General features: G+C 46.1%; 8 protein-coding genes. 7 read left to right on the top strand and 1 reads right to left on the bottom strand.

Going from position 1 to position 11,657, the window contains the following annotated elements:
- Nucleotides 1-14 precede the first annotated feature (14 nt).
- From rpe to glmM, 5 genes are all read left to right on the top strand, one after another.
- A complete protein-coding gene (gene rpe / locus M2137_RS02990) occupies nt 15-665 on the top strand; it encodes a ribulose-phosphate 3-epimerase (protein WP_280764976.1) in 651 nt (216 codons plus the stop codon).
- A 39-nt stretch (nt 666-704) separates the two neighbouring features.
- Complete coding sequence (locus M2137_RS02985; protein ID WP_280764975.1) at nt 705-1,949, top strand: ComEC/Rec2 family competence protein; 1,245 nt, start codon at nt 705-707, stop codon at nt 1,947-1,949.
- Between the two features lie 246 nt (nt 1,950-2,195).
- Nucleotides 2,196-3,245, top strand: coding sequence for a bifunctional oligoribonuclease/PAP phosphatase NrnA (locus M2137_RS02980; RefSeq protein ID WP_280764974.1), 1,050 nt, complete (start codon nt 2,196-2,198; stop codon nt 3,243-3,245).
- Between the two features lie 72 nt (nt 3,246-3,317).
- The gene (locus tag M2137_RS02975) at nt 3,318-3,899 is read left to right on the top strand and encodes a DUF4827 family protein (protein WP_280764973.1); all 582 of its coding nucleotides are present in this window, start codon (nt 3,318-3,320) and stop codon (nt 3,897-3,899) included.
- 9 nt (nt 3,900-3,908) lie between these two features.
- Nucleotides 3,909-5,297 carry a phosphoglucosamine mutase gene (glmM, locus tag M2137_RS02970; RefSeq protein ID WP_280764972.1) on the top strand — a complete coding sequence of 463 codons (1,389 nt, stop codon included), beginning with the start codon at nt 3,909-3,911 and terminating at the stop codon, nt 5,295-5,297.
- A gap of 81 nt (nt 5,298-5,378) precedes the next feature.
- Here glmM and M2137_RS02965 read toward each other — a convergent pair whose 3' ends face one another.
- On the bottom strand, nt 5,379-7,664 hold the full coding sequence (locus tag M2137_RS02965) for a cation:proton antiporter (RefSeq protein WP_280764971.1): 2,286 nt from the start codon (nt 7,662-7,664) through the stop codon (nt 5,379-5,381).
- A gap of 384 nt (nt 7,665-8,048) precedes the next feature.
- Here M2137_RS02965 and M2137_RS02960 point away from each other — a divergent pair, with 384 nt between their 5' ends.
- Both M2137_RS02960 and proS read left to right on the top strand, forming a co-directional pair.
- On the top strand, nt 8,049-9,782 hold the full coding sequence (locus tag M2137_RS02960) for a T9SS type A sorting domain-containing protein (RefSeq protein ID WP_280764970.1): 1,734 nt from the start codon (nt 8,049-8,051) through the stop codon (nt 9,780-9,782).
- A gap of 124 nt (nt 9,783-9,906) precedes the next feature.
- On the top strand, nt 9,907-11,388 hold the full coding sequence (gene proS / locus M2137_RS02955; protein WP_280764969.1) for a proline--tRNA ligase: 1,482 nt from the start codon (nt 9,907-9,909) through the stop codon (nt 11,386-11,388).
- The last annotated feature ends 269 nt before the right edge of the window (nt 11,389-11,657 follow it).

Raw genomic sequence — 11,657 nt, 5'->3', positions numbered from 1 at the left:
AAAACTTTAATGAAATGAAACATCTGATAGCTCCGTCTCTGCTTGCCGCAGATTTCCTTCGTTTACGTGAGGAGATAGAAATGATTAATAAAAGTGAGGCTGATTGGCTTCACATGGATATTATGGACGGGGTATTTGTTCCCAATATCTCGTTTGGTTTCCCTATTCTTCAGGCGGTGAAAGAGATTTGCACCAAACCGATAGATGTGCATCTGATGATCGTTGAGCCTCATAAATATATCAAAGAGGTAGCTGCATCCGGCGCCTATATGATGAATGTGCATTATGAAGCCTGCACGCATCTTCACCGGACTGTGGAAGCCATCAAAGAGACAGGCATGAAAGCGGCGGTCACCTTGAATCCGCATACGCCCGTGCATCTATTAGAGGATATATTACAGGATTTGGATATGGTTTTATTGATGTCTGTGGATCCCGGTTTCGGCGGACAGGCATTTGTAGAACGTTCTTTAGAGAAGACAGCCGCTTTGAAGTCGATGATCCGGGAGAGAGGATTAGAGACATTGATTGAAGTGGATGGCGGAGTCAACCTTTCAACCGGCAAGCAGCTTATTGAAGCCGGAGCCGACGTCTTGGTTGCCGGTAGTTTTGTCTTTAAAGCAACAGATCCGATCCGATCTATTAAAGCACTGAAAGACTTATAATAACGGGGCGTTCAGGCTCGAGAAACCTGACACTTAACTATGATTGCAGAGATACAAAAGCGGCCTTTTGTACGATTACTGCTTTTCTGGACAACGGGCATTCTATTGGCGATGAATCTTCGCTCCAATCTTCTTGTGGGCGGGCTGTTATTGTTTCCCTTTTGTTTATTTATTTCAACTATTCTAATTCCCTTGTTCTACAAACCCACCCTTGCCTATGCCCATCGCTGGAGGTGGGGATGTGTGATAGCCTTTTTAATCATGGCGTTGGCCGCTTTGCATACCATCCCCCGCGACGACACACTTTCTTCGCCACCCTCCCTGGTGGAAGAGAATGCCATCTTGCTTCGACAGGGTTTTGTTGAATCGATCGACGAACTCTCGTTATCAGAGGAAGAAAAATCTTTTCTGGCAACCATTCTCTTAGGCTATAGAGAGTCCCTGCAGCGAGAGACACGCGAAAAATTCGCCGCAACGGGCATCTCCCATATCCTTGCCGTAAGCGGTTTTCACGTGGCCATTGTCTGTGGTTTTATAACCGCCCTTTTCGGCTGGCTGCCGAAGTCTAAGGCAGGCATATGGATACGCTACTTATTAACCATGGCGTTGTTGTGGGTTTTTGTCGTGACAACGGGCATGGCACCCTCTGCCATACGCGCCGGGATTATGCTTTCGTTCTATCTGACAGGGCGTGTACTCCGGCGCGAATCCGATTCATACAACACATTGGCAGCGGCCGCCTTTTGTATGCTGGTGTATAACCCACATTACCTTTTCGATATCGGCTTCCAATTGAGCTATACGGCTGTCTTTTTTATTTTATATCTGCGTCCTTTTTTTGACCGAATCGGTCAACTACGCAATCCAATTATCAGGACGTTATGGCAATGGCTCACCGTTTGCCTCTCGGCACAGCTTGGCACAACATTCCTCTCACTCTTTTATTTCAAACGGTTTTCACTGGTGTTTGTCCTGGCCAATCTGCCTGTTATGTTGTTCTCTACATTGTTGATACCCATGGGGCTGTTATGGTTGCTTCTGCCTGGCTTTATTCCTCTGCAGATAGGCGTAGAAAAACTAACCCATTGGACAATAGAGTTTGTATATCTTCTGTATGAACTGCCGGGGGCTTCCGTCCTGATTCCTTTCGATCTGTTTTCTTTGATTACAGGCTATTCGGCTCTTATCGCCGGCTTGGTCTACCTCTTTAAGGGGCGTCCCTGGCAATTGATTTTGAGCCTCTCGCTTTTTGCCCTCCTTTTAATCGAACCACTTATTCACTGATCGCCCCAAAAAGTTTCTTTGAGCCCCTTTTTTTCTCTATTATCAAAATAAGCGATTGTAAGCAAAATAGCCCTTTTGCTTACAAATCCATACGTTAAAAAATGTTTCTCCCGGGAGTTTGTGAAAAAAGTCCTGCCTTTTTGCGCGCAAACTCCCCCGAAAATTACAAATCGTAAGTTGGGGGGGGTGACCTATAGCATGGGAAATAAAAAAACCGTACATTTGCTCTCTAAATAATTTTTAGACATGATTACCAAAATTCTACCCGAAGAGAAAATTCAAAAAGCCCATAAATACATTGAAAAAGGAAACAGCTTTGTGATTGTTTCCCATGTCTCACCGGATGGAGATTCGTTGGGATCTTCGCTTGCGTTGTATCATTTCCTGTTGAATTATGGGAAAGACAATGTTTCGGTTATTGTACCCAATGAGTTTCCCTCGTTCTATAACTGGATGCCCGGACGGAAAGAGATTATCATCTATGAGAAATATACTGAATTTGCCGATCAATTGATTCAAGATGCGGATGTAATATTCTGCCTCGACTTCAACGAACCCAAGCGAATGGACAAGATGGCTCCGGCGGTATTGGCTTCGGAAGGCCGCAAGGTGATGATCGATCATCATCTGAATCCGGCTGATTTCTGCCGCGTGGTGATCTCACATCCGGAGATGTCGTCGACCAGCGAGATGATCTTCCGTTTTATCAGCCGGATGGCTTATGTGGAGTTGATCGATAAGAAAATTGCCGAATGTATTTATACCGGCATGATGACCGACACCGGTTCGTTCACCTACAACTCCAACCATCCGGAGGTCTATTCGATCGTGGGTGAGCTTATCAAGCGAGGCATCGACAAGGATAAAATCTACCGGAATGTGAACCACGTCTATTCCGAATGCCGCCTTCGCCTGATGGGTTTTGTGTTGTATGAAAAGATGAAGGTTTACCCTGAACAGCATGCGGCGCTTATCACCCTGACTGAGGAGGAGTTGGCACGTTTTGATTATCAGGTAGGCGATACGGAAGGCTTTGTAAATCTTCCTTTGAGTATAGACGGTGTGCATTTCACGGTCTTCCTGCGCGAAGACAAGGAGTATATCAAAGTATCACTGCGTTCGGTGGGTAGCTTCCCTTCCAATCAGTTCGCAGGCGAATATTTCAATGGAGGCGGTCACCTGAATGCTTCCGGAGGGGAATTTTATGGCAGTTTGCAAGAAGCCATCGCTGTTTTTGAAAAAGGATTAAAGGAATTTAAACCTAATAATTCGGAAGAAATGGTTAATCGTGACTGAGATATGGGAGATAATAATTACATTTGCAGTCAATTACTTCTAATTAGTTATACTTAAAATAATAGGGTACAGATGAAAAAAGGTTTTAATATCTTGTTGATGATGTGTGCAATACTGTTTGTATTGTCGTGTAGTAACCAGAAGTCATTCACAGATATGTTGAATGCAGAGAAGAAAGCTGTTAAAAATCTATTGGCAGACAGTGGATATGTGGTACTGAAAGATTACCCGAAAGATGGCAAATTCAAGGCAAATGAGTTCTACAAACGGGAGGATGAAATCTATATCCAGGTAATTGACTCGGGCAATGGCGAACGGGCGAAAGCACGGCAAACCATTTTGGCTCGTTTTAGCGCCAATCGCTTCACCTTAGATTCAACCGAATACCTGACACGTATATCCAACTATCGGGTAGGAGGAACATACCCGGTCGAATTCTTTTACGGTTATACCACTGTAAACGCCCAGAAAGCTCCCACCTCTTACCAGTCAGCGCTTGAATCGTTTATGAGCGAAGGGCTGGCTGTGGGTTTGGAATATGTTGGTAACGGAGGGGTTGTGAAGCTAATTATCCCCTTCAAGAAAGGTTCAGAATATGATATGAACCAGGGAAATCCGGTCTTTTTTGAAATATTAGAATACAAATTCGATTAAACAAACCTTATGACGCTGATTAAATCTATTTCCGGTATCAGGGGTACTATCGGTGGAACCTCCGATGACGGCCTGAACCCCTTAGCTATTGTTAAATTTGTGGCGGCTTATGCCACCTTTATCCGAAAACAAACTAAAGCAACAACAAACAAGATCGTCGTAGGACGGGATGCTCGTATATCCGGTCCTATGGTGAAACAGATCGTACTGGGCACCTTAACCGGTATGGGCTTCGATGTGGTCGATATCGACCTGGCAACGACTCCTACCACCGAACTGGCTGTTGTTTGGGAGAATGCCTGCGGGGGGATCATCCTGACGGCCAGTCATAACCCGAAACAATGGAATGCTCTGAAATTATTGAACGAGAAGGGTGAGTTTCTTAATGCGGCGGAAGGTGCCGAAATATTGGCGATTGCCGAAAAAGAAGAGTTCATCTTTGCCGATGTTGATCACCTGGGCACGGTCACAACAAACACCTCTTACAAAGATAAACACATCCAGAGTATTCTGGATATGGAACTGGTCGATGTGGAAGCTATCAAAGCGGCTAATTTCCGCGTGGCTATCGATGCGGTGAACTCAGTAGGAGGTCTTATCTTGCCTGATCTACTGCACGCGTTAGGTGTGGGAGAGATCTTCAAACTCCACTGCGCGCCTCATGGCAATTTCGCGCATAACCCGGAACCGCTTCCTGAAAATCTGACGGAGATATCCCGGTTGATGACGCAATCCAAGGCGCATGTCGGCTTTGTGGTCGACCCGGATGTGGATCGTTTGGCAATTGTTTGCGAAAATGGCGATATGTTTGGCGAAGAATATACCCTGGTAGCTGTGGCCGACTATGTATTGAGCCATACGCCCGGTAATACGGTAAGCAACCTGAGCTCCAGCCGCGCGTTGCGCGATGTTACGAAACAGCATGGCGGCAACTATACCGCAGCGGCCGTAGGAGAGGTGAATGTAGTTGCCAAAATGAAAGAGACGCATGCTGTGATAGGCGGAGAAGGCAATGGCGGGATTATCTATCCGGCAAGCCATTACGGGCGGGATGCGCTGGTGGGTATCGCCTTGTTTCTGACTCACCTGGCTAAGAAAGGCATGAAAACAAGCGAATTGCGCGCCACTTATCCTCCCTATTTCATTTCGAAACAGAAGGTGGAACTGACGCCCGACATCGATGTAGATGCTATTCTGCTCCGGATAAAAGAGCAATTCGCGCAATATGACATTACCGATATCGACGGTGTGAAGATCGATCTTCCCGACAAATGGGCGCATTTGCGCAAGAGCAATACCGAACCGATCATCCGTATCTATTCCGAAGCCCCCACCATGGCGGAAGCGGAAGCCTTTGGTGGAGAAATCATCAAGATTATTCAGGAATTGAGCGTGTAAGCTGTTCCGATATCTTATTAAAGCAACAATCCCGCAGGACAAACGTCTTGCGGGATTGTTGCTTTATGGCCTTATCATTTTTCACTTCTGGTTTAAGATCAGTGTAGACGGCATGGTTTGCAACGCCTCTTTTCTGTTTTCCGAAATAAGGTTCCATGTTTCATAACTAACCAGCATGAAATTGTAGTTATCCAACAGATCCTCCGTAATATCTTTTTGGGAAAGGAGCTTCGTATTGTTCTTTTCAGACACAAAGGCTTGGATCTTTTGATCGATCAATTCGCGACCGGGAGTAGCAGCCGTCGTTCGGTCGAGCACAACCGCCTGCCCATGCGTCGACTTCAATAGGGTCTGGGCATAGTCGAACAGGAACAAATCGTCCACTCTGTCGATGAGAATAATCACCTCTGTCGCCTTTACGAAATTACGATTGACGAATACCCCCACCGGACAGCGCGCTCCTTCGATGAAATATTTCGTTTTGTCTTTCAGTAAAGCACCCGGAAAGAACCACGACTCCGCCTTCAAACGCCGGAGATAACGCCCTTGTCTCTCCCTGTATTCCGTGGCAGCTATATCATCCGGCAGGTCGCTCCAGGTGATACCGGCACCGACCAACAAGAAGTCATAGCCCTCTTGGTTGACGATATTACAAATATCCTGACTGGCATTATTGGAAATCTCATAGCGCGTTTCGATCTGCATATTCAATTTCTTAGCCCCGTAGAGGATAGGACCAAAGCTCACCTCCTCGAAATTGTCGGTATGCAACGGATTCACATCGGGGCCAATCGTCAGGTGAAGCGCCGTTACGTCCAGTTTGTTTTCTCCTTTTGAAAACATCTGATGGGCAACATCAAGCATCACCTGCCCGTTGCTGGCTCGCCCGAAGGATATCAATATCCGGAAAATACCCGCCAGGTGTTCCAGCCGTTTTTGTTCCACAAACTTATCGTGCGTGCGGAAGCAAAACTTAATGAAAGAGATCAAAGGTGTTGTCATAAAGGTTGTTACCAATGTCATCAACACCAGCATCACGAAGATAGTGGGGGAGAGGATGCCCATATCCAGACCAATGGTCAGGATAATCAACTCCATCAACCCGCGCGTATTCATCAGGGCGCCGATATAAAGGCTGTTTTTCCAGCTTTCGCCCACCACACGCGCAGAGATCGTCGCACCACCAAATTTACCAATGATCGCTATCAATATAAACAAGAGGCACATACCCCATAAACCCGGTGTATTCAAAAGTCCTATTTGAGTGCGCAATCCCGACGAAGCAAAGAAGAGAGGAAGGAAGAGGGAGAGCGAAACATCTTCGACCTTTTCCGTCATGATCTTACGGAATTTGATATTGCTCGGCATGATCACCCCGGCCATAAAGGCGCCAAACAGGGCATGCAATCCAAGTATCTCCGTCAGGTAGGAAGAGGCCAACAGGATAAGAAACATAAAAGCAACCAACCCTTTGTCGATCACCTCTTTGTTGTGATAGACTTGTCCGATCATGCGCAGGAAAGGACGTACCACGAAAAACATCACTGCCATATAGACCCCGGAGAAGAAGATGTTATAGACCGCGCTCAGCATGCTTCCGGCTTGCGCGATGGAGATCACAACAGCCAACAGGCACCAGGCAGTGATATCGCCATTGGCAGCACTGGCCAGCGAAATGGTTCCAAGATGTGTCTTGGTAAGCCCCCTTTCCTGAATGATACGCGCCAGTACCGGAAAGGCCGTAATGCTCATGGCAATACCGATAAACAAGGCAAAGGAGAGGAAAGGTGTTGCCGGATCGGCATATTTATCGTACACAAAATAGGCGGTAAGCATGCCCAAAAAGAAGGGAACCACCGTGCTGGTATGGCTTATCAATATCGTCTCTTTGAGCTTTTTTCGCACCTCGTCCAAGTCTAATTCCATGCCAATGGCATACATAAAAAGGATTAAGCCGAACTGACTGAGCAGCGTGATATTGGCAAGCGACTCTTCGGGAAACAAAAATCCGTTTATTTCCGGAAACCAATGCCCCAGAATAGAAGGTCCTAAGATAATACCCGCCAGGATTTCCCCAATAACCGTAGGTTGCCCAATCAGTTTAAACAGCCAGCCAAACAGGCGACAGGCAAGAAGAATAACGATGATTTGCAATAGGAGGAGTCCGAAGTCGGATTGTATGTGCTCGAGAATAATGTGGCGGAAAACAGCAAAACCATCTGTAAGTGTAGTCGGCGTATCTTCATTAAAGATCATCAGATCATCCATCTGCTGGCTTTCCCCTTTGACTGCTATAAAATACATCAGGGATCCAAAGACAATAATCATCACCAGATAAAATGCTAAGCCCTTTGTTCCTTTGCTCATATATCCACACCACTTTTCGCAAATATAGTAAAAAATCACTATTTTTCTCTAAAATATAGTAGAAACTATTCTTTGTAAATCGACAATGTAAATAAATGTTAATACGCTCGTTTTGGAGAAACCCCCAATTTACGATTTGTAATTTCCACGGGACTTTGCGCGCAAAAAAGCGGGACTTCGGAGACAAACTCCCGGGAGAAACACTTTTTAACGTATGGATTTGTAAGCAAAACGGGCGTTTTACTTACAATCGATATTTTAACATTTCAGTATGGATTGTTCTAAAACGGATCTTTTTCTTTTGTTTTTCGGCCATTATTAGTCGAGTTTTACCATTTTATTCTTATTTTTGGAAAAGATAAACGCCTATTTAAATAATGTACTATGAAAAACTTTCTTTTACCTAAAGGTATCCTGGTCTTACTGTTCGTTTTAATGGCGGGCACTGCTTTTGCGCGACCCTATGATGGGGAAGTGTTTTCCCTGAAACAGCCCGACGGCTCCTCTGTTACCGTAAAGATATTCGGGAATGAATTCTATCAGGATGTGGAGAGTATGGATGGGTATACCCTGATTCGTGATGAAGTGACTCATGAGATTTGTTACGCTTTGCTCTCTTCCGACGGCAATGAATATGCCTCGTCGGGTATACGGTACGCCGGAGGTGAGACACCTGCTGCCGTTAAATACCTTGTGCATCCGGGCATTCGGATATCAAAAGAGAGTATCAAAAGAAAACAGGAGGAGACCCGGCGGGAGCTTCATTTCGATAAAAAGCCGGAAGTTTCTCTGCGTTCGGCAAGAGTCTTACCCGATACGGTGTATGGGGTGGTTGTCCTGGTGGATTTCCCGGATGTAAAATCGGCTATCACCCGGGAGCAGGTTCTTGCTTTTTGCAATGGTGATAACTACAAGGAGTTTGGTAATTACCAGTCTATCAAAGAGTATTTCCAATGGATCTCCAACGGGAAATTGACTTACCTGAACTATGTGACCGACTTTCACACCACCACCAACCGGAAAAGCTATTATGATACGGTGAACGGCTATACGGATGATCGCTTTATGCCAACGGTGGAGGCGGCATTGAATCAGGAAAAAACGGTAAAACTCAGCGAACTTACCTCCCTGGAAGGCAGGCTGCTTGCTATAAATATCTTTTACGCCGGTACGCCGGATGCCGGCTGGGCGAACGGACTCTGGCCTCACATGGGCTGGTATAACTTCCATTTGAAGGGATTCCATGAAGATGCCTGGCATACGTTTCAGATGACCAACCTGGGTAATAGCCTCTCCATCGGCACATTTATTCATGAAAATGGGCACTTAGTTTGCAACTGGCCTGATTTTTATTCATACGATGGGCACGATGATAATAATGATAAGTACAATATGGGTGCCGGAAACGACCGCAATCCCGGCTATCCGAGTCCCTGGTGTCTGGATCAAATGGGGTGGTTGAATAAAACGGATCTGTCGGCTATGACTGAAGAAACCACCATTACACTGCACCATCGGGTGGGAGAGGCCGCCGTCTATTATGGCTCTGCAAACAACAACGCAGCTCCAAACGAAGCTTACTATATCGAGGTAAGGAAAGGCACACCTAAGCACCCTGAACCTTATGATGGGATCTTTATCTGGCACATTAATGAATTAGGCGATAACACGACTGCCGGAAACCCGGAACTGCAGGACTGCCGTCCGGCCAACCTGACGGATCCCTGTTTCAAGAAAGGGAATGCTACCCGTTTTAATGATGACACCTTTCCTTCAGCGATTTGGTATAATGGGGAGCGATCGGGCATAAACATCTGGGATGTGAGTGCTGCCGGGGCGACTATGACCTTCAGTTACACTCCTCCCATAACGGTAGGTATAGAGAGAGTAGGGAAGGAGGAGACCCTATTCTACCGGGATCCGTCCGGAGGCTTTGGGGTTGTCAATCAGGATAATGAGGTCGAAAGCATTGCGGTATATGATATACATGGAAGGTTGATCGAGAAAATCCGCCCGGTTTCCGGCAATCACCTGTTCGGAACGGGGTATTCACCCGGCATGTATCTGATCAATATCCGGACAAAAACGGGGCAGCAAACCTTCAAAGCTGTGAAATAACCGAAACAGAACATATCTGCTACATCGAATTTTCATTTTGCGATGCGCAAGAGGCGTGTCAGCCAGTTTTTTTTGTACCTTTGCGCCTTATTATTAATCAGTTTAATTTTAGAATAAAGGAAAAATGGCAAAAGAGCTGAAAGAACTTACCAAAAGAAGCGATAATTATTCGCAATGGTATCAGGACCTGGTCATTAAAGCCGAGCTGGCAGAGAACTCTGCGGTACGCGGTTGTATGGTGATTAAGCCATACGGATATGCCATCTGGGAGAAGATGCAACGTGTGTTGGACGATATGTTCAAAGAAACCGGTCACGTCAACGCTTACTTTCCCTTGCTGATCCCCAAGTCTTTTTTAAGTAAGGAAGCGCAACATGTGGAAGGATTTGCCAAGGAGTGCGCCGTGGTAACCCACTACCGTTTGAAAAACGACCCGGAAGGGAAAGGTGTGGTGGTCGATCCGGCGGCTAAACTGGAAGAAGAATTGATTATCCGTCCGACATCGGAAACAATTATATGGAATACTTACCGCAATTGGATCCAATCCTACCGTGATTTGCCAATCTTAGTGAATCAATGGGCAAATGTGATGCGTTGGGAGATGCGTACGCGTCTGTTCCTTCGTACGGCAGAGTTCCTATGGCAGGAAGGCCATACGGCTCATGCTACGCGTGAAGAAGCAGAGGTGGAAACACGCCAGATGCAGGATGTATACGCTACTTTCGCCGAACAATATATGGCTATGCCGGTGATCAAAGGGGTGAAATCGGAAAGCGAACGCTTCGCCGGTGCGGAAGATACCTATACGATCGAAGCGATGATGCAGGATGGTAAGGCGCTTCAGGCAGGTACATCCCACTTCCTTGGACAGAATTTCGGGAAGGCTTTCGATGTGACATTCATTGATAAAGAAGGCAAACAGGAATATGCCTGGGCTACCTCCTGGGGCGTTTCTACCCGTTTGGTGGGCGCGTTGATTATGGCTCATTCCGATGATAACGGTTTGGTATTACCTCCGCTGTTGGCTCCCACGCAGGTGGTAATCGTTCCGATCTACCGCAGCGAAGAACAGCTCGACGCAATTCGCGAGAAGGTAGGCGGTATTGTGGCCAACCTGAAGAAGCGGGGTATCTCGGTTAAGTTTGATGATGCCGACAATAAAAAGCCGGGCTGGAAGTTTGCCGAATATGAATTGAAAGGGGTACCCGTTCGTTTGGCGATGGGTGGACGCGATTTGGAAAACAATACGATCGAAGTGATGCGTCGTGATACACTCGAAAAAGAGACCATTACCTGCGACGGTATCGAAGAATATGTGCAGAATCTGTTGGATGATATCCAAAAGAATATCTTCCAGAAGGCATATGACTTCCGTGAATCGCACGTGATCTCGGTAGATACCTACGAAGAATTCAAGGAAAAGATCGAAGAGGGCGTATTTATCCTGGCTCACTGGGACGGCACACCGGAAACAGAAGAGCAGGTTAAAGCGGAAACCAAAGCCACCATCCGTTGTATTCCTTTGGAAGGCGATAAGACACCGGGCGTATGTATGGTCACCGGTAAGCCATCCAAGCAACGCGTTGTATTCGCAAGAGCTTATTGATAAAGAAACCGAAAGAGAAGCAATTCTCCAATACAATACAAAAAGGGATCCCGATCAGGATCCCTTTTTTTGTGGAAGTCCAGCAATAACAGCTGGCTTCGCATCTATATTTTGCCTGTTTCTACCGACTGAAAATGCGAAGATCCGACAAACAAAAAACTCTTCTGCAAGTTAGTTAATATGGGGCAAATATAGGACTTTAAATCATATGTTTGAGATCATTGTGGAAATATTTCTTTAATATAATTTAATCCATACATTTATGCCGT

Source organism: Parabacteroides sp. PFB2-10 (genome assembly GCF_029893085.1).
Taxonomy (GTDB): domain Bacteria; phylum Bacteroidota; class Bacteroidia; order Bacteroidales; family Tannerellaceae; genus QVMG01.
Note: the sequence above shows the minus strand (reverse complement) of the source record. Positions and strands in the feature narration are given on the sequence as shown.

Bases quoted from the DNA above. Each gene is read 5' to 3' on its own strand.
- rpe (WP_280764976.1), top strand. From the start codon at position 15: ATGAAACATCTGATAGCTCCGTCTCTGCTTGCCGCAGATTTCCTTCGT.
- M2137_RS02985 (WP_280764975.1), top strand. From the start codon at position 705: ATGATTGCAGAGATACAAAAGCGGCCTTTTGTACGATTACTGCTTTTC.
- M2137_RS02980 (WP_280764974.1), top strand. From the start codon at position 2,196: ATGATTACCAAAATTCTACCCGAAGAGAAAATTCAAAAAGCCCATAAA.
- M2137_RS02975 (WP_280764973.1), top strand. From the start codon at position 3,318: ATGAAAAAAGGTTTTAATATCTTGTTGATGATGTGTGCAATACTGTTT.
- glmM (WP_280764972.1), top strand. From the start codon at position 3,909: ATGACGCTGATTAAATCTATTTCCGGTATCAGGGGTACTATCGGTGGA.
- M2137_RS02965 (WP_280764971.1), bottom strand. From the start codon at position 7,664: ATGAGCAAAGGAACAAAGGGCTTAGCATTTTATCTGGTGATGATTATT.
- M2137_RS02960 (WP_280764970.1), top strand. From the start codon at position 8,049: ATGAAAAACTTTCTTTTACCTAAAGGTATCCTGGTCTTACTGTTCGTT.
- proS (WP_280764969.1), top strand. From the start codon at position 9,907: ATGGCAAAAGAGCTGAAAGAACTTACCAAAAGAAGCGATAATTATTCG.